Below are 18,268 nucleotides of genomic sequence, written 5' to 3' on the forward strand. Positions count from 1 at the left end.
CCCCCTTTACGTTAATAGGCAAGTTTATGTAATACATTCGCCAGCGTAAGGACGCCGGTTTCAAGCTGATGTGCGGATGTGAATTCAAGCGGCGAGTGGCTGATCCCGCCACGGCTCGGCACAAACAGCATGCAGGCCGGAAAGGTTCTGCCGAGCATCTGGGCGTCATGTCCCGCTCCGCTTACGATTTTCTCCGGGTCCGCCCCCTGTTCTTTTGCAGCCTCCGCTGCGGTTCGCGTCAGTTTCTGATCCATTTGAACCGGCTCTATCCTCATATATTCATCAATAAAGGGTCTGACTCCTTTGCTGCGGCTGATGTTTTCAACAATCGATACCAGTTTCTGATGGAAGGCTGCCAGCACGTCTTCCTGCCGGTGGCGAATATCAACGGAAAACTGGATACGGCCCGGAATGACATTCGCCATATTCGGCTCAACCGTCATTTTCCCGCACGTCAGGCGGAGCTCTTCCGGCTGTCTTTCCGCTGAGAGCATGAGTTCATGGATGATGCTGCTTCCCGCCGCGAGCGGATCTTTCCGCCATTTCATTGAAGTGGTCCCCGCATGGTTGCATTCACCGTCAAGCGTAACGGTATAGCGTCTCTGTCCGGCAATCCCGGTGACAATCCCGATATCCTTTCCCGATCGTTCAAGCGTTTGCCCCTGTTCTATATGAATTTCCAGAAAGGCACTAATATCAGTGCGCAGCGGCGCCGGATAACGGCCTGCACCGAAGCCGTTATGCCGCATGGCTTCTTTCAGAGAAATGCCGGACGCGTCTTTCGGCGTTTCCGCATCTGAAAGTGAGAAAGCACCGGTGATATTGCCTGAGCCCCAATAGGTGATGGGAAAACGGCTCCCTTCCTCTTCACAGAGCGACACAGCTTCCAGCGTTTTTTTCGGACGCCCGCACGTCTCATGCAAATGCCGGATCGCCAGCATGCCCGCCAGCACGCCGAACGCACCGTCATATTTGCCGCCGTCAATAACAGTGTCAATATGCGACCCGGTCAGAATCACCTCATCAGGCGATTCTGTGCCGTTCAGCCGGCCGAATACGTTACCGACATCGTCAAATGCCGTTTCCAGCCCGAACGCCTCCATTTTCTTTTTGACGGCAAGCTGGGCGTCCATCCATTCTTTCGTATATAAAAGCCTCGTCACTCCGCCGGAAGCGGAAGCGCCGAATTGAGACAGCCATTGTATATCATCGGAAATCCCGATATTCGCCGCCGAAAGCTGCTGGTGTTCCATACACGCCCTCCTTTTTAAACTGCTGACAAGATGATCTTCATTATAGAAGGAGCGCATAACGAGTTCATTATCATATCTTCCAAAAAATCAATGATTTTCCGGATACTTTGACCAATAAGCCGAAGGAACCATTTTTCAAAAAAGATAGAATATTAGATTTATTTTTTGGATAATAGAGGTAAAGGAGGGCAAGTCATGACAAAAAAACTTTGGTTTCTGCCGATTGTCTGCCTGTTTTTCATTTTTGGATGGGCCGCGCCGTCAGCCTCTGCGGGCGCGCCGGCTGACACGAATCTGTACAGCCGGATGGCGGTTTCAACTGCCGGCGGCACAACTCTTTTTCCGCAAACTGCCTCAGCTGTCATCACTCCGTCTGCGGATACGGACACATATTACAAAGAAGCTTCCGGAAAAAGCGGAACGGCCTTAAAGAGCGCCCTGCACCGCATCATCAGCGGACATACAAAGCTGTCTTACAGCCAAGTATGGAATGCATTGAAGGAAACTGACGAAGATCCGGCAAATCCGAACAATGTCATCTTGCTCTACACCCAAGAATCACGGGCCAAAAGTAAAAACGGCGGCAGCGGCGGAGACTGGAACCGTGAACACGTATGGGCAAAGTCACACGGAAACTTCGGAACAGCTGCCGGCCCCGGGACGGACATTCATCATCTGCGCCCTGCAGACGTCCAGGTGAACAGTGCCAGAGGAAACATGGATTTTGATAACGGCGGCTCAGAATACCCGAAAGCGCCGGGCAATTATTACGACGGTGATTCCTGGGAACCGCGCGATGAGGTCAAAGGAGATGTCGCCCGCATGCTGTTTTACATGGCGGTGCGTTATGAAGGAGAAGACGGGTATCCTGACCTTGAGCTGAATGATAAAACCGGAAACGGCTCAGCTCCTTACATGGGAAAACTGTCCGTTTTGCTCAAATGGAATCAACAAGACCCCGTCGACAGTAAGGAAAAACGGCGGAACGAAATCATTTACGAAGACTATCAGCATAACCGCAATCCGTTTATCGACCATCCGGAATGGGCGGACGAAATCTGGTAATGGTATCATAAGAAGTGATAAGGGAGCCCCGATCATCAGGCTCCCTTTTTCAATATACGGCGTTTTTAGTGTCGGCATCAAAAAAGACGGCCCGGTTCATATTGACCGCAAGCAGAATGGCATCGCCGGGTTTCACCTGTGAAGCGCCGTCAAGACGGATCGTCATGCGGTTATTTCCGCTCACCGCATGAACGTACATCTCCGCGCCTAAGTTTTCACATACTTCCGCCACAGCGCGGCACACCGCTTCAGGCGGGTGCTCTGATTGTCCGGCAAGCGTCAATTGCTCCGGACGCAGCCCCGCAATCATCTCCTTACCGCTGTATCCTTTCTGCACAAGAACGGCCGCTTTTTCTTTCGGAATGGGCAGACGAACGGACGAACCGGCAAAATACCATTGCCCGTGACTTTCTTCAATGAGGCCTTTTATAAAATTCATACTCGGAGAACCGATAAAACCCGCCACAAACATATTCGCCGGATAATGATAAATCTCATGGGGGCTTGCGGCCTGCTGAATATCTCCTTCATTCATCACGACAATCCGGTCGCCCATTGTCATCGCTTCCGTCTGATCATGCGTCACATAAACGATGGTCGCTTTCAAACGCTGATGGAGCTTGCTGATTTCGGCGCGCATCGTCACTCGCAATTTCGCATCTAAGTTGGAAAGCGGCTCGTCCATCAGAAACACTTTCGGCTCCCGCACGATCGACCGGCCGAGCGCAACCCGCTGCCGCTGCCCGCCTGAGAGAGCCTTCGGTTTCCGCTTGAGCAGATGCCCGATTTCCAAAATATCAGCGGCCGTCCGGACTCGCTCTGCGATTTCTTTTTTCGGCAGCTTTCTGAGCTTCAAACCGAACGCCATATTGTCAAACACCGTCATGTGGGGATACAGCGCGTAATTCTGAAAAACCATCGCGATATCACGATCCTTCGGGGGCAGATCGTTTACCGCGTCTCCGTCGATATAAAGCTTCCCCTCAGAAATGCTCTCCAGTCCGGCAATCATTCTGAGTGTCGTAGATTTGCCGCAGCCGGAGGGACCGACAAGCACCAGCAGCTCCTCATCTTTTACATCTAAGTGAAAATCCTTCACTGCCGCCGATTGGGCGCCGTATGTTTTTTTGATATGGTCAAATGTTAATGATGCCATTCGAAACCTCCTCCAATACTGGAAACCGCCACGTCTTTCTGTTATGTTAAAAATGTTCGGGGTTTCTGACAGATTCATAAATGAAAAGCAAATTTGTATTATAACGTCATAATACATATAATAGTACTACTACTTGACAAAGGAGGTCCGTCCCATTGTTAAATAACGGGAGCTCGAAACCTTTATATATTCAGCTGAAACAAATTATCGCGGACGATATCAAGAAGGGCGTTTATTCGCCGTCCGTAAAACTGCCGACTGAAAATGAGCTGTGCGAAACGTACAACGTGAGCCGCATAACGGTCAGGAAGGCCATCCTTGATCTTGTGGAAGAAGGCTGGCTCGTCCGGCAGCAGGGAAAGGGAACGTTCGTTAAAAGCCCTAAACTGAAGCGGGAGCTCATCGCGGTCAACGGCTACTCTGAATTTATGGAATCAACGGGGAAAAAACCGAAACACCAGATCCTTTCTCATGAAATCATTGAAGCGCCTAAATCCATCGCCCAAAAACTTCGCGTCGATTCCGAAAGTCCCGTTCTTGAATTAAAACGCATTTTATTTCACGACGACCAGCCGCTCTCATTCGAAATCGCCCACTATCCGCTCAGTTTATTTCCCGACATCGGCAAGCATATTAAAGGCGGCGTGTCGATGCATGACATTTTGAAACAGCACTATCAGGTGGTGCCCACCCATAATACGAAACTGTTAAATGTCGTATACGCCAAGCAGGAAGAAAGCTGCTATCTGGCTTGTGATATCGGGGATGCGCTTTTTGAAATTGACAAAACCGCTTTTATGTCAAAAGACCAGCCGATATACAGCTCGCTGTTTGTAATGCATACCGACCGCGTCACGTTTACCATTAACAGTCCCTATGCGTAACAAGTATAAAAAACGAGACAATGCTTATCGTATTCTCGTTTTTTCACTGCTTTTCCCGCCGCCCGGCCTGTAGGGATGCCCGTAACCGAACGCTCCGAACCCTCCGCATGTTTTGGCAGCCGTCCCGGCGGCCGCAGTAAGCGCTCGCCGAATATCCTGATGCTCGAAGAAATCGGTAAGAAACCCGGCGATAAATGAATCACCCGCGCCCAATGTATCTATTATATCAGCTCTTACCACCGGCTGATGATAGACGCGTTCCCCATCCGATAACACCGCGCCATATTCTCCCCTTGTCAGACAGACGATTTTCGCTCCGAAACCGCGGGCTTTTTCGGCAAGCCGCACACATTCACTTTCACTCAAATCACTCCCGGAAAAAAACGCATACGTCACGTACGGACAGACTGCTTCTAAATAGGCTTCGTCACGTTTTACAGAGAAGTCAAAGGAAATCGGCGCATGGCCGCTCAGCATCGGGAGGTCACGTTCTATCCTGCTGTATACGCTCGTATGCAGCAGATCATGTCCGGCGATAAATGAGATGTCATTCTCCTGAAAAGCGAGCGTCAGACGCGATTGCACGCCGCCTTTATTTGATCCGGCAAATATCCTGTCCCCTCTTTCATCAAGCGTGACGACCGCCATCCCGTTTTCTCCGTATGCCCGGCGGATCAGATCGGCATTCACCTTCTCCAGTTTCAGCACATTCAATACGTGATCCGCCGCTTCATCACTGCCGAGAATCCCGATATAAGAAGTTTCGTGGCCTAAGCGCCGGGCAAGCACGGCTACATTTAACGCATTTCCGCCCGGGTAAAACGTCTCCTGATCCTGATAATAATCTACTACATTATCTCCGGCCGCTATCAGTTTCATCTTTTCATCCTCCTTATCCTTTCACGCTTCCCGCTGCAATGCCGCGGATAAAATATCTCTGCATCAATAAAAACAACGCGATGATCGGAGCAGCAGAAATCGTCAGCCCGGCCAGCAGCACGCCCCAATCCGTCTGCAGCGCATCTCTGAACTGCATCAGCCCGGCCGGAATCGTCCGTAAATTTTCATCATCGATAAAAATAATCGCAAACATAAACTCATTCCATGTATGGTAAGCCGTCAAAATGCCTGATGTCACCAGAATCGGCACGCTCATAGGTAAGAATATTCTGAAAAATATTCCGAAACTTGTACATCCATCCAGATAGGCAGCTTCCTCAAGCTCTTTGGAAATCGACAAAAAATAGGAACGGATCAGAATCACGGTAAACGGAATACGGTAGGCGGCGTACGGAAGAATCAATGCCCAATACGTATTGTACAGTCCCAATGACTGGATAATGGAGTACAGCGGCACAAGACTGACCTGCGGCGTCAGCATCAAGCCGCCAAGACAAATGATCAGCACAAACCCTTTTCCTTTAAATTGAAAACGGGCCAGCCCGTATGCCGCCCAGGCGCTCACAAATACGGTGATGAGACAAGTCAGCACGGTCACAATGACGCTGTTCATAAAATAAGCGGAAATCCCTTGGTTCCATGCGGATACGAAGTTTTCGGGATGCCAGACAGAGGGCAGCGACCAGCTGTGCTCAAAAATCTCATCCGAGCTTTTAAAGGCGCTGACCGCCATCCATAACAGCGGATAAGCAACGGCAATGAGGTAGATAAAGAGAAACAGCCACACAGACGTTTCCCCGACATACCATTTTCTCGGTTTTCCGCCTGTTCTGACGGCCTGACGGGCATGACGCAAGTCCGTCTTTTCAGGAAGCATCGGCTACTCCTCCTTTCCGGTCTTAAAGAATTTCATCTGAATAAGCGACAGAGCAAGCGTCAGCAAAAGCACCACCGTCGCGATCGCAGAAGCGTAGCCCATCATATCCTTTGTAAAAGCGCTCTTATACAAAAATGTGCTCAGCACTTCTGAAGCATTGCCCGGCCCTCCGCCGGTCAGAATATACGGTTCATTAAATACGGTAAATGCGCCGGTCAGCGTCATCACCACGGCAACAAACGACATTTCTTTCGTCTGCGGCACCGTAATGTGAAAAAACTGCTGGATTTTTCCGGCTCCGTCCAGCTGCGCCGATTCATATAATTCAGCGGGAATGCTCTGAATCGAGACAATGTACAGCATGGCAATGTAACCGACAGACTGCCATTGAGACACAAAAATGACAGACAGCATAGCGGTGTTTTCATCGCCCAGCCACGCCCGGGTCAGTTCATCAAGTCCGACGGCTTCCAGCAGCTGATTCAAGAGACCGATTTCCGGGTTATAAATAAAATCAAACAACAGCGCAATAACGGTCATGGAAATAACGACCGGAAGAAAAAAGACCGTGCGGAAAAACGGCGACCATTTTCTTACCAATCTGTCTTCCAGCACGGCCGCCAGAATTAAGCCGCCGCCAACCTGGCAAATCAGCGATATGACCGCATACAGCACATTGTTGCGGAGTGCTGTAAAAAACACGGGATCGTGAAACAGGTCAATATAATTTTTCAAACCGATAAACGTCTTTTCGGGTTGAAATGAGCTCCATTCAAACAGACTGAAAAACACATTCTCAATAATCGGAATGTAAACGAACAGCAGAAAAATCAGCGCGGGCGCGAGAAACAGATACGGAATGAAACGTTTTCGGCTGACCAAGGAAATCCTCATCTCCTTTCTCCAAAGAAATCTGTTCTATTCAGATGACGCTCTGACCTGACGCGCCGCTTTCTGCACGGAATTCATCACCTCGCGCGGTGTCATTGTGCCGCCGAGCATCTGCTGAACGCCTGCCGCATACACATCGGCGATTTCAACGTCAACATCCATATCAAACCAGGGCACCATTGATTCGGCGCGGACGATATCCTGCACGGCTTCGCGCTGGATCGGGGCGGAATTGTTTTCTGTCGCCGTTCCTTGAACCGCGCTGTATTTACCGACGTCTTTTATCAGCTTCTCTCCCATTTTTTTCGAGGTTAAAAACTGAAGAAATTCCATGGCTTCTTTCGGGTGCTTCGTTTTTGAGGAAATCATAAATCCTTCCGGAGATCCGGTCAGTGCACGGGGAGATCCCTTTTCGCCGCTGATTTTCGGGAAAGGAAACAAGCCCAGATTGACCGGTTCGACGAGCTTAATTTCTGCCGTTTCCGCATAAATCATCGCCGCTTTTCCGCTTGTAAACTGCTGGCGCACGTATTCGTGATCAACGGAGTTCACGTGCTTTGTAAAGTACGGCAGCAGTTCCTGAAGCTTTTCAAGCGCTTTGACATAGCCTTCGTCCGTAAACTCCCCGGTTTCCGGGCTGTAATCCTTCGCCCGCGTTTTTTCATCCACCATACGCTGGTTCAGCGTCCCGATATAATGAGAAATCGTCCAAGGCGCTTTTGTGCCGAAACTGATCGGAATATATCCGTTCTCTTTCAATTTCTCAGAGACTGTGATCAGTTCATCCCATGTCGCCGGGGGCTTCAAATGTAATGTATGAAAAATGTCCTTATTATAAAAGAATGATTTAGCGTCCATTTGCCACGGAACACCGTACTGTTTTCCGTCATGCGTAAAGGGTTTGATTTGTGACTGCACAAGCTGTGAGGACCAATCTTTATCCTGCTGATAGTAAGACGACAGATCGAGGGCTTTATCTCCTTTGATGAATTTATAAGCAAACCGGTCGCTCCATGAAAAGAAAATATCAGGGGGGCTCGTTGTTCCGAGCATGACTTTCACCTTGTCTTTATAAGAATCGTTTAAGACCGCTTCCGTTTGGATATGAATATCCGGATGAGCGGCTTCAAATTCTTTGACCGCTTCTTCAAAATAGCTTTTTTCCGGCTCCTTCGGCCACCTGTGAAAAAACTTCAAGGTCACTTTTCCGTCAGAGGAACTGCTTTGGCTTGAACAGGCGGCGGCTGACAGACATACGGCTAACAGAACGAACAGGCAGATGAGCTTTTTCAGATGCTTTTCCTCCTTTGTCACCGGACTATAACGTTATATATCATTATAGTCCGGTGAAATATAATGCGCGTTCTTAATATTCGACTTTCCACATGTAACGCCGCTGGCTTAACGGATGGTTCCTTGCTTCCGCCAGCGCATCCGCATAGCTTCTGAGCACCCGGTTTAATACGAGAGGAGCCAGATAGCCTTTTACAGAATCGTCAATTCCGGAAAAATCATATGCTGCCGCATCAAGCACAGTCAGTTTTTTGCCGTATCTTTTTGAGAAGGAAAGCGCCCGCTCTTCAAGGGGTCTTGTTTCGTCTAAGCCGAGCAGGATAATAAATGGAACGGATTCATCAATGATTTCGAACGGGCCGTGAAAATATTCTCCGGCATGAATGGCGTGGGAATGAATCCATTGCATTTCCATGAGAATGCAGATGCTGTAGGAGTAAGCGACGCCGTAGTTCGCACCGCTTGCCATCGTGTAAATGATATCTTCTTTTTCGTGGGCTTTCGCGAATGCCTTTGCGTGATCCGCTTCTTGTTTAAGCGCTTTGTCATATACGGTCTGGAGCTTATTGAGTCCGTCGATCGCCTGTTCAAACACGGGATGGTTTTCCAGCACGTGTAAAGCGCCGAACACGATTTGATACAGAACCCCGTAATTCGTATTTATCGCCTGTGCATTCTCACCCCAGTCATACACCGCGACATATTCGGCTTCTTTCGCTAACGGCGAATCAGGCTCAAAGGTCATCGCAATCGTAAGCGCGCCTTTTTTTCTGGCGAAACCGGCGGCTTTCACCGTTTCCGGCGTATTGCCTGACTGAGAACATAAAATCACGAGAGAGTTCTCTCCGAGCTGAACGGGATTGCGCTGAATAAATTCATTTGAACTGTAGAGATCAGAGCTGATGGCTTTCGCCTCTCTGTCAAACACGTACTTGCTCGGATACATAATGGCTGAAGAACCCCCGCAAGCGACGAAAAAGACGTGGTCAATCGTTTTTCCTTTCAGATCATCCAAGAAAGCCTGAACTTTGTGATTCACTTGTGCGGCAGTTTGACTCAAATCCTTCACTCCTCAGTGTTTTATTATATAACGTTATATAACATTATATAACGTTATATTAATCGCAACAAAGGTGCGTTGTCAATCATATTTTCTGAAATTTCTAAAATATAAAATAAACCCGTCTTATTTCCCGCCCTCTCTTGACCTGACCCTTAGAGACACGTTTAGAATGAAAAGCAGGGAGTGATTCAGAATGAATATAAAAGAAGCCGCAAGGCAGACGGGTCTCACGAAAAAAGCCATCAAATATTATGAGCAGGAAGGTTTAATCACCGTCAGCAAAAACCCTGATAACGGATACCGTGAGTATTCCGCTCAGAACGTGAATACGCTGAAAATGATTGCCGCCCTCCGAATGCTGGCACTGTCTGTAAGCGATATTAAAGCGTTCCTCTTAGAGGGCAGCAGTCTGCATGATATACTGCGCCAGCAGCATCAAAAGCTCAGCCGGCAGATTGAAGAGCTTGAGCAGGAACGGAAACTGACTGAAATGCTGATCAAGCGCGTGGAAGATGCGGAAAATGTCGATTCAATTTTGCATGATATCGGCGAGGTCAAAATAGATGAACCGAAGTATATGGGACTTCAGCTGAAAAAACTGTTCCCGGGAGATTTCGGAGAATTTATCGCCGCGCTGTTTGAACCGTTCCTCGACTTTTCTATTGATACAGATGAGAAAAAAGCGATATGGGCGGAGCTTATTAAAGTATTGGATGATATGGAAGAAGTTCCGGCTGAACACCCGATGATGCAGCTGGTCGGCAAGGAGGATCCGGCTCAGCTCCAGCAGCACAAAGTCCAGCATGACCAATTTATCGAGCGGATTTTGGAGAGAGACCCTGCCACTTGGGACACTCATAAAAACATCATCATTCAGCTTGTGAAAAGAGTGCAGACAGATGAAGAATACAGAGAAAGCCTGATCAAGGTCGGAGAATCCGCTTCTGATCTGCCCGCGCTGAAGGCGGGATCGCCTTTCAGCAATCTTCTTCAAAAGCTCAGCCCGAAATATGACACGTACGTGCGACTTCAGCTTGAACTGAAAAAAGAAGCCGACGAGGAACTCGGCTTTGATTCAGAAGCATATTTAAAACAGATGCTTCAATCAAAAAAACGCTAAGGTACGTCTCCTTAGCGTTTTCTTTCTTCAGCCTCAGTGCTGCGCGTTAATGCGGTCAACGACATTAGCGATGAGCTGCTCTTTTCCTAAGTCGGAATCTTCGTCAACGCTTGCTACTGTCAAAATGATGGCCGCTACCGCAAGAGCGATCGTCTCAATGGCGGCCGCCGCGTTTAAAAATACCCATACAGCCGTTGCGCATTGGCCGATGGCCGTTGATTTTCCTTTGTCCATGCTCTTTTTGTCAAACTCTTCTTTCAGCACTTTCGCCATAATCTGCGAACCTTGATCAATGACGCTGTTCACTTTCTCATAATCGCCGCTGTAGACCGCCGCTTTCAACTCTTTAAAATAATCCGGCGATGACTTTTTAATATCAGCGATCACCTGATCGGAAACTTGCTTTAATTCATCCTGATCAATCTTTTTGACAGCCTTGGTATCCCATACTTCAGGAAGGAGCTTTGCGACCTCACCTTGTCCGAAAAAGATGCCGGAAAAAATGTCTTCACCCGAATAAGAGACGGATGGCTCAGTTTTCGCCGCGGCATGCGGGCCGACTAATGCAACCATTAAAACAAACACCAGCATCATGGCAGCTGCGGACTTCTTGCTTTTAACCATATAATTTCCTCCTTTTCCTTTTATTGAAAAAATTGTATCTGATAAAAAGGGGATTGTAATGGTTCAAAGCTACTGTTTTCTCTGCCGGCACCAAAAACAGGACCAAAATACCAGCCACCGTAATGGAAAACGAGGTAAGCCCCAGCATAACGGCAAAGATTTCGTGCATAAAAATGGATATAAACAATATCAGACGCCAATATGTTTTCGGAGCGAACAAAGCGCAGAACATAATGGTTTGCACAATAAGCGTGCCCCAAGTCGGGATGATGACAAGCTTGGACTGCAGGATAAAGTCAAACAGACCGTGAAGCGCATCCGGCAGACCCAGCATCGGATCGTTCAAATAGTAATAAACGGCAGTTCCGTTCTGCCACTCTTCTTCCATCAGTTTGGCAATGACGGAGTTAAAATACAGCATTGCGACCTGTATTCTGATGATTGTCAGCGTTGCCCAGCACAAGGAGCGGTAATAAGGCTCAAGCGGCCTTTTCTCAAAAGACGCCTCGTACGGAGACCAGTGCCATTTCCGCGGATCGGTTAATGTCAGCGGGAGCAGCAGCAGTGTAAAAACGGCAGCCACCTGATCTCCTCCGTCAAGGGTAACGGCGGAGTTTTGGAAGCTGTACGAAATCCACCAGTGAAAAAAACCGGTGATTCGCGGCCGCCAGCCAATGACGACAAGGATTAACATACAGATACAAACGGCTTTGACGATCTCAATGTAACGGAAATCGGGAAACAGCAGAAACAGGCTGAACGTGTCGGAAAAACCGAGCATTTGATTTTGCGTTTTGAAGAAGACAGACGCCGGATTGAACAGCAATGTCAGCAGCGTGCCGAGCGCGATTAAGCTTCTGGCAAGCCCGTACACATTTGTCCAAGGCGGATTCTTCATCATCCATAAGGTGAGCTGCTTTTTTGCATCCTGAATCAATTGACATCCACTCCGATGTATTTTTTGATGGTTCTTTTCGTTTCGGTATGCTGGCTCCATGCCCACGGGGTAATGCGTTCATATGTAATGATCATTTTCCCTTTCAGCCTTGGGGAGGGGGACTCATTTTTCATTTTCAAAAATGTGGTATCCTTAAAGTCTTGGCCAGCCGCAAAGTCATTCCACTTCTCTTTGGAAGGCAGCTTTTCCAGCATAAGACCGAGCTCTATCCCTTGCGTCCGCCCGTAGCGGTTTAAGCCGATCACATTTTTCAGAGAATTATTCGGCCATCTGAGCTCCTCATCGGCATCAAGAAGATAGATGTTCAAGCTGTCTTCTCTCGGATCTTTACTGAAAAATCCCCAGTTTTGCGGATAAATCATGGAAACGGTTTTGGATTGATGCTTGGTTAATTGGATGGCAGAGCTTGGCAGTGCCGCGATGACGGTAAAAAACAAAACGATGATCCAGGCAGCCATGATAAAAAGAAAGAATGAAAACATGCTGGTTTGCTTCTTGTCAGTCAATTGAAACCCTCCTAGCGTATGGAAATTTCATTGACATGATTATACACCAATCAACAGGTAAAATATTGATAAATTAGATTTTTCGAACTAATATACTATTATATGTAAAAAAAGGGAGTGTTCATATGTTTTTGATGAATGATAAAGTGCTGTGGGGAGCTGTGGTTCTCGCCTTTATTCTGTCGATTGTGTTTTATCCGTTTCTTCCTGCTGATATGGCCATTCACTATGACGTGTCGAACCGTCCGAATACATCAATCAATAAAACGGCCGGCGTCCTGATTTTTCCTGTGCTCATGATGATCTGCATGTTATTCAGAAAAAAGGTCGTCCAGCTATTCCTCGTCGTTTACTGTCTGCTGATCGTGCATGTTGCCGTGATGTGGCTGGCACTGTAAACATAAAGAAAACCGGAGCCCTTAAGCTCCGGTTTTTCTTATTTATAAAATACTTTCTCAATGTTGTATTTCGACTGAAGGGTATTGATCGCGTACGTTTCGTAAATCTCCCTTTCCATCGGATCATTTACGACACATACTTCAATTTTATACACTTCGTCCCTGTGATGTTTAACAGGCGACACATTGTCTTCAAAATGCTTTTTGATTCTTTGTCTTAATTTACGGGCTTTCCCGACAAACAGCAGTTCATCATGAATGTTATAAAACATAAATATGCCGCCTTTGTCTCTCGGAATTTGGTGAAAATCAATGAAACCGTAAATCGCTTTAATCGCCGGTTCATTCTCCGACGGTGACTGCTGCCGTTCCGTAATGGTTACATCGGGAGCAGGAAGGTTTATTTTTATCAAAATGGGTCACGTCCTCTTATTCATTAAAGCTCCATCCTATCATAAGAATGCGCCAAAAGCTATTTTTTATTCAAGCGCCCCGGCCGGATCATAAAGGCTTAAATCAATTTCCGTCTGCTGACCGAGCGCGAGTTTCGCCAGTTCAGCCCCCAGATACGGCCCGCTCGTCAGTCCTGAGGCGCCCAGCCCGTTGGCAACGAGGAGTCCGCTGATATTCGGCACTTTGCCGATGACAGGAAGAAAGCCGGGAGTAAACGGCCTGAAACCGACTCTTGTCTCTATTACAGTACTGTCTGAAAGGCCCGGCGCCACGGTTAATGCTTTGTCAAAAATCTCGCGGAGGCCGCCGGCCGTCACCCGCAAATCCATGCCGGTATCGTTTTCATGAGTCGCACCCGCTATGATTCTGCCGCTGTCAAAGGCGAGAATGTATTGATCGTTTGGGGGCATGACGACGGGCCAGCCGCCCGTATCCTCTCCCTGAAGCTCTAAATGAACGATCTGCGCCTTTTGGTATGATACTGAAAAACGGATGCCGAGCGGCTCAAGCAGCTCTCTCGCCCAAGCGCCGGCCGTTACGAGAACCTGGTCGGCAGTAAGCGTGCGTTCTGCGGTTTTCACACCGATGACGGCACCGTCCTCAGTCAATATTGACGCTTCTTCATTGTAAACAGCCGCGCCGTGCTTAACGGCCGCATTTAACAGCGCCTTACGAAGCGCCCTCCCGTTCACCCGGGCCGCGCCGCTGACATGAACTGCCCCGTATTCCTCCGACAGCGCGGGGAACAGCGCCTTCGTTTCTTCCGGAGTCAGTCTTGTAATGTCACCGATTTCAGGGGCATCCTCTCTTCTTTTATAAGCTCTTTCCTCCATTTGGCTGAGCTTTTTTTCATCCGTATGGAGGCTGACGGCACCGACCTTTTGATAACCGGTTTCTGTTTCTCCGTCCGCTTCAAGCTGCTGTATCAATCGTTCATAATAACGGGCGCCGCCTTTTGCGATCGCATACCATGCCTGATTGCGCCGCTGCGACAGCCACGGGCAAACGATCCCCGCCGCGGCGTCAGTCGCCTGCCCCGGGTGTTTCCGGTCAATGACCGTTACATCCGCCCCGGCCTTTGCGAGATGATAAGCCGCGGACGCACCGAGAATGCCGGCCCCGATAATCATATAAGACTTCATGTGTAACACCTTTTCTATCTGTTTTGTCTTATTTATTTTAACAAATGGAGCGCCCGGTTCCTACCGGAGTCCTGACGGCAATGATGAGTTTCGAAAACGGAAACGTATAATAAAAGGAATACGTCCTTGTCTGAAAGCCGTTTTCCTCAAGAATCTCTCTGTATTGTGATGTATTTTTTATATCTGACACGGCCAATGTGCCGCCAGGCTTCAGCACCCTCACCATTTCCGCAATCGCCCGTTCCCTCTCTTTTCTGCCTGAAATGTTGTGTACGACAAAATGCGAAATGACAAGGTCAAACGTTTTATCAGGAAACGGCATGTCTTGCGCGAGTCCGTCATACAAATCAATTTCCGGCGCTCCTTCTGCCCGTCTGTTCTTTTCAAATGCGTCTCTCCCGTTTCCGCCCAGATCCCAGCCTGACCATTTGTCAATCGCTGAGACGTCAGCGCCTTTTTGAGCAGCGGCGATGGCTAGCAGCCCCCGTCCCGTCCCAATATCAAGCACCTCCATGTCCGGCTTTAAACCGGAAAGCGCAAGAATGCGGTGGCGGTGTAAAAGTTTAATGGCCGTTGAATACAAGAGCATCCAAAGACCGAGCACTAAAAACAAGGTGCCCGTCAGCCAGCCCCAGTAAGGAGGAATCATACCGCATAACGTGGCTGCGGCATAAAGGAGCGCAAGAAAGATAAATCCAAACGCTCCATAAGGCGCATCAATTCCGTATCGTGTTGTCATAACACTCACCCCTTTCAATATTTATCCAAATGGTATACCATATTATTCTAGCAAAAGCCGAAAGGAGATACGACCATATGAAACGCGGCATTACATTTAACATCCCAAATGAGTTCGGACGGTTTGCGGCAGATATATTACAACCGTTCCCCATCTCTTCCTATACGTGGTTTATCGGTGATGGAGAGGCGTATATTGAGTTCAAAGAAGACACCGATACAGACCTGTTTCCGCAAAATCAGCGCATCATTCAGGGTCAAGAACTCCGTCAGCGTCTGGAAGGAAACCCTTATTATATGATTTTTGCTGAATTGAAAGCTTTCCCGGGCGGGATGGTAACGGAAATCAATACGTATGAGGAATATTTGGAGAGTTCCTGTGAGCTTGTGCTTCTCATTGCAGATTGCTCGTATGTAACGTTATATTGCAAAGATCCGGTTATGCTCGAAGCCCTTTATCAGCAGGCTGTACAATGCGGGTTTCACCGCGTTGACTATGTTACAGATGAGAATGACGCGAGAACGGGATTGTCTGTCTGATGAAGGTGCGTTCTTTTTATGAAGCGCCGGATAGGGCTTAGGATTCAAAATATTGACAAATTCGTGTGTTTTCAACAAAAAAACAACCCCCTCATGTATACTGAGTGCGTAACTTACATATGAAAGGGGTATGGCAATGAAAATCAGTTTGAAGAAAAAAGCAGGTTTTTGGAAGAAGACGGCGGTTTCATCTCTTATTTTCACCATGTTTTTTACCCTGATGATGAGCGGTACGGTTTTTGCGGCCGGGCTGAATAAGGATCAGAAGCGCCGGGCGGAACAGCTGACCAGCATCTTTGAAAACGGAAAGACGGAAATCCAATACGGATATGTTGAAGCGTTGGATGACGGAAGAGGTTACACTTGCGGGCGGGCCGGCTTTACGACGGCTACCGGAGATGCGCTGGAAGTAGTCGAAGTATACACGAAAGCGGTGCCGAATAACAAATTGAAAAAGTATTTGCCTGAATTGCGACGTCTTGCGAAGGACGAAAGCGATGACATCAGCAATCTGAAAGGATTCGCTTCTGCCTGGCGCTCACTTGGCAATGATAAAGCCTTCCGCGCTGCCCAAGATAAGGTAAATGACAGCTTGTATTATCAGCCGGCGATGAAACGTTCAGAAAATGCCGGACTGAAAACGGCCTTGGCAAAAGCAGTGATGTACGATACGGTGATTCAGCATGGCGACGGCGATGATCCAGACTCCTTTTATGCCCTGATTAAACGCACGAACAAAAAAATGGGCGGGTCACCGAAAGACGGAACTGACGAGAAGAAATGGCTCAATAAATTCTTGGATGTGCGCTATGACGATCTGATGAATCCGTCAGATGAGGACACCCAGGATGAATGGAGAGAATCGGTTGCCCGTGTCGACGTTTTCCGCGATATTGTCAAAGAGAAGAACTACAATTTAAACGGGCCGATTCATGTCCGGTCAAGCGAATACGGTAATTTCACTATTCAATAAACAAAAAAACCCCGCCACATGGCGGGGTTTTACTATTAACCGATGGAACCTTCCATTTCGAATTTAATCAAACGGTTCATTTCAACTGCGTATTCCATCGGAAGTTCTTTTGTGAACGGCTCGATGAAGCCCATAACGATCATTTCTGTTGCTTCTTCTTCAGAAATACCGCGGCTCATCAAGTAGAAAAGCTGTTCTTCAGAAACTTTTGATACTTTCGCTTCGTGCTCCAATGAAATGTTGTCGTTCAGGATTTCATTGTAAGGGATTGTATCAGAAGTTGATTTGTTATCCATAATGAGCGTATCACACTCGATGTTTGAACGGGCGCCGTCCGCTTTTCGTCCGAAGTGGACGATACCGCGGTATGTTACTTTTCCGCCCTGTTTGGAAATCGATTTTGATACGATTGTGGATGACGTATTCGGTGCAAGGTGAATCATTTTCGCACCCGCGTCCTGATGCTGTCCTTTGCCCGCAAGAGCGATAGAAAGCGTCATGCCGCGCGCGCCTTCACCTTTCAGAATGACAGCCGGATATTTCATCGTCAATTTAGAACCGATGTTTCCGTCAACCCATTCCATCGTCGCGTTTTCTTCACAAACCGTACGTTTCGTTACTAGGTTGTAAACGTTGTTCGCCCAGTTTTGAATTGTTGTATAACGGCAGTAGCCGCCTTTTTTGACGATGATTTCAACAACCGCGCTGTGAAGCGAGTTTGTTGTGTACACAGGAGCCGTACAGCCCTCTACGTAATGAACGCTTGCTTCTTCGTCAACGATGATCAGCGTACGTTCGAACTGACCCATGTTTTCGGAGTTGATGCGGAAGTAAGCTTGAAGCGGTGTTTCAACCTTCACGCCTTTAGGCACGTAGATGAAAGATCCGCCGGACCAAACAGCTGAGTTCAGCGCCGCAAACTTGTTATCAGTCGGCGGGATAACTTTCGCCCAGTGCTCGCGGAAAATGTCTTCATTTTCTTTCAGCGCGCTGTCTGTGTCTTTGAAGACGATGCCTTGCTCTTCAAGATCTTCTTTCATATTGTGGTACACAACTTCGGATTCGTACTGTGCAGAAACACCGGCAAGGTATTTTTGCTCAGCTTCAGGAATACCGAGTTTGTCGAATGTCTGTTTAATTTCCTCAGGCACTTCATCCCAAGAACGCTCTGAACGCTCAGACGGCTTTACGTAATACGTAATTTCGTCAAAGTTTAAAGAGTTTAAATCCCCGCCCCACTGCGGCATCGGCATGTTGTAGAAATGCTCAAGAGATTTCAGGCGGAAATCAAGCATCCATTGAGGCTCTTCTTTCATGCGTGAAATTTCTTCTACGATTTCTTTTGTCAATCCGCGCTCTGAACGGAAAATGGAAACGTCCTTATCGTGAAAACCGTACTTGTATTCACCAATTTCAGGCATTTTTTTAGCCATC

At 48.0% G+C, this 18,268-nt stretch carries 19 protein-coding genes and 1 pseudogene; 6 read left to right on the forward strand and 14 right to left on the reverse strand.

The window, feature by feature from the left end:
* Positions 1 to 11 precede the first annotated feature (11 nt).
* Positions 12 to 1,253 (reverse strand): allantoate deiminase, encoded by a 1,242-nt coding sequence (gene allC / locus GNE05_RS16555; protein ID WP_014418809.1) that lies wholly within the window; start codon positions 1,251 to 1,253, stop codon positions 12 to 14.
* A gap of 195 nt (positions 1,254 to 1,448) precedes the next feature.
* Here allC and GNE05_RS16560 point away from each other — a divergent pair, with 195 nt between their 5' ends.
* Positions 1,449 to 2,318, forward strand: coding sequence for an endonuclease I family protein (locus GNE05_RS16560; protein ID WP_014418810.1), 870 nt, complete (start codon positions 1,449 to 1,451; stop codon positions 2,316 to 2,318).
* A 49-nt stretch (positions 2,319 to 2,367) separates the two neighbouring features.
* Here the strand turns inward: GNE05_RS16560 and GNE05_RS16565 are convergent, their stop codons facing one another.
* Complete coding sequence (locus tag GNE05_RS16565; RefSeq protein ID WP_029973613.1) at positions 2,368 to 3,474, reverse strand: ABC transporter ATP-binding protein; 1,107 nt, start codon at positions 3,472 to 3,474, stop codon at positions 2,368 to 2,370.
* Positions 3,475 to 3,629: 155 nt separating this feature from the next.
* Between GNE05_RS16565 and GNE05_RS16570 the strand changes: the two genes are divergently transcribed.
* Positions 3,630 to 4,358: a transcriptional regulator FrlR gene (locus GNE05_RS16570; protein ID WP_029973612.1), complete on the forward strand. Its 729-nt coding sequence runs from the start codon at positions 3,630 to 3,632 to the stop codon at positions 4,356 to 4,358.
* A 24-nt stretch (positions 4,359 to 4,382) separates the two neighbouring features.
* Here the strand turns inward: GNE05_RS16570 and GNE05_RS16575 are convergent, their stop codons facing one another.
* The 5 genes from GNE05_RS16575 to GNE05_RS16595 all read right to left on the reverse strand — a co-directional run bounded on the left by GNE05_RS16575 (position 4,383) and on the right by GNE05_RS16595 (position 9,379).
* Complete coding sequence (locus GNE05_RS16575; protein WP_029973611.1) at positions 4,383 to 5,237, reverse strand: PfkB family carbohydrate kinase; 855 nt, start codon at positions 5,235 to 5,237, stop codon at positions 4,383 to 4,385.
* Positions 5,238 to 5,250: 13 nt separating this feature from the next.
* The gene (locus GNE05_RS16580; RefSeq protein ID WP_003151895.1) at positions 5,251 to 6,135 is read right to left on the reverse strand and encodes a carbohydrate ABC transporter permease; all 885 of its coding nucleotides are present in this window, start codon (positions 6,133 to 6,135) and stop codon (positions 5,251 to 5,253) included.
* A gap of 3 nt (positions 6,136 to 6,138) precedes the next feature.
* Positions 6,139 to 7,029, reverse strand: coding sequence for a carbohydrate ABC transporter permease (locus GNE05_RS16585; RefSeq protein WP_012118373.1), 891 nt, complete (start codon positions 7,027 to 7,029; stop codon positions 6,139 to 6,141).
* Between the two features lie 24 nt (positions 7,030 to 7,053).
* Positions 7,054 to 8,319, reverse strand: coding sequence for an ABC transporter substrate-binding protein (locus GNE05_RS16590; protein ID WP_025650319.1), 1,266 nt, complete (start codon positions 8,317 to 8,319; stop codon positions 7,054 to 7,056).
* Positions 8,320 to 8,392: 73 nt separating this feature from the next.
* Positions 8,393 to 9,379: an SIS domain-containing protein gene (locus GNE05_RS16595; protein ID WP_033574890.1), complete on the reverse strand. Its 987-nt coding sequence runs from the start codon at positions 9,377 to 9,379 to the stop codon at positions 8,393 to 8,395.
* Positions 9,380 to 9,575: 196 nt separating this feature from the next.
* Here GNE05_RS16595 and GNE05_RS16600 point away from each other — a divergent pair, with 196 nt between their 5' ends.
* Positions 9,576 to 10,502, forward strand: coding sequence for a MerR family transcriptional regulator (locus GNE05_RS16600; protein ID WP_021493997.1), 927 nt, complete (start codon positions 9,576 to 9,578; stop codon positions 10,500 to 10,502).
* 33 nt (positions 10,503 to 10,535) lie between these two features.
* Here GNE05_RS16600 and GNE05_RS16605 read toward each other — a convergent pair whose 3' ends face one another.
* From GNE05_RS16605 to GNE05_RS16615, 3 genes and pseudogenes are all read right to left on the reverse strand, one after another.
* On the reverse strand, positions 10,536 to 11,126 hold the full coding sequence (locus GNE05_RS16605; protein ID WP_007410098.1) for a sporulation delaying protein family toxin: 591 nt from the start codon (positions 11,124 to 11,126) through the stop codon (positions 10,536 to 10,538).
* A gap of 84 nt (positions 11,127 to 11,210) precedes the next feature.
* Positions 11,211 to 12,027 (reverse strand): annotated as a pseudogene (locus GNE05_RS16610) (sporulation-delaying protein SdpB family protein); the annotation flags it as partial.
* A gap of 32 nt (positions 12,028 to 12,059) precedes the next feature.
* Positions 12,060 to 12,590 carry an SdpA family antimicrobial peptide system protein gene (locus GNE05_RS16615; RefSeq protein ID WP_160183000.1) on the reverse strand — a complete coding sequence of 177 codons (531 nt, stop codon included), beginning with the start codon at positions 12,588 to 12,590 and terminating at the stop codon, positions 12,060 to 12,062.
* A 125-nt stretch (positions 12,591 to 12,715) separates the two neighbouring features.
* On the opposite strand from GNE05_RS16615, the gene GNE05_RS16620 reads away from it, so the two are divergent.
* Positions 12,716 to 12,988 carry a DUF1648 domain-containing protein gene (locus tag GNE05_RS16620; protein ID WP_160183001.1) on the forward strand — a complete coding sequence of 91 codons (273 nt, stop codon included), beginning with the start codon at positions 12,716 to 12,718 and terminating at the stop codon, positions 12,986 to 12,988.
* A 38-nt stretch (positions 12,989 to 13,026) separates the two neighbouring features.
* On the opposite strand, the gene GNE05_RS16625 is transcribed toward GNE05_RS16620, so the two are convergent.
* The 3 genes from GNE05_RS16625 to GNE05_RS16635 all read right to left on the reverse strand — a co-directional run bounded on the left by GNE05_RS16625 (position 13,027) and on the right by GNE05_RS16635 (position 15,322).
* Positions 13,027 to 13,401 (reverse strand): nucleotide excision repair endonuclease, encoded by a 375-nt coding sequence (locus GNE05_RS16625; RefSeq protein WP_007410094.1) that lies wholly within the window; start codon positions 13,399 to 13,401, stop codon positions 13,027 to 13,029.
* Positions 13,402 to 13,467: 66 nt separating this feature from the next.
* Entirely contained in the window at positions 13,468 to 14,583 is a 1,116-nt protein-coding gene (locus GNE05_RS16630; protein WP_160183002.1) for an NAD(P)/FAD-dependent oxidoreductase, read from the reverse strand.
* 37 nt (positions 14,584 to 14,620) lie between these two features.
* Positions 14,621 to 15,322, reverse strand: a complete 702-nt coding sequence (locus GNE05_RS16635) for a class I SAM-dependent methyltransferase (protein WP_160183003.1) — start codon at positions 15,320 to 15,322, stop codon at positions 14,621 to 14,623.
* A 77-nt stretch (positions 15,323 to 15,399) separates the two neighbouring features.
* On the opposite strand from GNE05_RS16635, the gene GNE05_RS16640 reads away from it, so the two are divergent.
* Together GNE05_RS16640 and csn are read left to right on the forward strand one after the other, a co-directional pair.
* Positions 15,400 to 15,861 carry a DUF2691 family protein gene (locus GNE05_RS16640; RefSeq protein ID WP_095270512.1) on the forward strand — a complete coding sequence of 154 codons (462 nt, stop codon included), beginning with the start codon at positions 15,400 to 15,402 and terminating at the stop codon, positions 15,859 to 15,861.
* A 136-nt stretch (positions 15,862 to 15,997) separates the two neighbouring features.
* Positions 15,998 to 16,834: a chitosanase gene (csn, locus tag GNE05_RS16645; RefSeq protein WP_003151879.1), complete on the forward strand. Its 837-nt coding sequence runs from the start codon at positions 15,998 to 16,000 to the stop codon at positions 16,832 to 16,834.
* 35 nt (positions 16,835 to 16,869) lie between these two features.
* Here csn and sufB read toward each other — a convergent pair whose 3' ends face one another.
* A complete protein-coding gene (gene sufB / locus GNE05_RS16650; RefSeq protein WP_007410090.1) occupies positions 16,870 to 18,267 on the reverse strand; it encodes a Fe-S cluster assembly protein SufB in 1,398 nt (465 codons plus the stop codon).
* Between the last annotated feature and the right edge of the window lies 1 nt (position 18,268).

It is taken from the genome of Bacillus sp. AM1(2019) (assembly GCF_009906915.1).
Lineage (GTDB): Bacteria > Bacillota > Bacilli > Bacillales > Bacillaceae > Bacillus > Bacillus velezensis.

What these genes read in the sequence shown, in the direction of transcription:
- sufB (WP_007410090.1), bottom strand. Translation starts at nt 18,267, where the DNA reads ATGGCTAAAAAAATGCCTGAAATTGGTGAATACAAGTACGGTTTTCAC.
- GNE05_RS16635 (WP_160183003.1), bottom strand. Translation starts at nt 15,322, where the DNA reads ATGACAACACGATACGGAATTGATGCGCCTTATGGAGCGTTTGGATTT.
- GNE05_RS16560 (WP_014418810.1), top strand. Translation starts at nt 1,449, where the DNA reads ATGACAAAAAAACTTTGGTTTCTGCCGATTGTCTGCCTGTTTTTCATT.
- GNE05_RS16565 (WP_029973613.1), bottom strand. Translation starts at nt 3,474, where the DNA reads ATGGCATCATTAACATTTGACCATATCAAAAAAACATACGGCGCCCAA.
- csn (WP_003151879.1), top strand. Translation starts at nt 15,998, where the DNA reads ATGAAAATCAGTTTGAAGAAAAAAGCAGGTTTTTGGAAGAAGACGGCG.
- GNE05_RS16585 (WP_012118373.1), bottom strand. Translation starts at nt 7,029, where the DNA reads ATGAGGATTTCCTTGGTCAGCCGAAAACGTTTCATTCCGTATCTGTTT.
- GNE05_RS16605 (WP_007410098.1), bottom strand. Translation starts at nt 11,126, where the DNA reads ATGGTTAAAAGCAAGAAGTCCGCAGCTGCCATGATGCTGGTGTTTGTT.
- GNE05_RS16630 (WP_160183002.1), bottom strand. Translation starts at nt 14,583, where the DNA reads ATGAAGTCTTATATGATTATCGGGGCCGGCATTCTCGGTGCGTCCGCG.
- GNE05_RS16580 (WP_003151895.1), bottom strand. Translation starts at nt 6,135, where the DNA reads ATGCTTCCTGAAAAGACGGACTTGCGTCATGCCCGTCAGGCCGTCAGA.
- GNE05_RS16575 (WP_029973611.1), bottom strand. Translation starts at nt 5,237, where the DNA reads ATGAAACTGATAGCGGCCGGAGATAATGTAGTAGATTATTATCAGGAT.
- GNE05_RS16600 (WP_021493997.1), top strand. Translation starts at nt 9,576, where the DNA reads ATGAATATAAAAGAAGCCGCAAGGCAGACGGGTCTCACGAAAAAAGCC.
- GNE05_RS16640 (WP_095270512.1), top strand. Translation starts at nt 15,400, where the DNA reads ATGAAACGCGGCATTACATTTAACATCCCAAATGAGTTCGGACGGTTT.
- allC (WP_014418809.1), bottom strand. Translation starts at nt 1,253, where the DNA reads ATGGAACACCAGCAGCTTTCGGCGGCGAATATCGGGATTTCCGATGAT.
- GNE05_RS16620 (WP_160183001.1), top strand. Translation starts at nt 12,716, where the DNA reads ATGTTTTTGATGAATGATAAAGTGCTGTGGGGAGCTGTGGTTCTCGCC.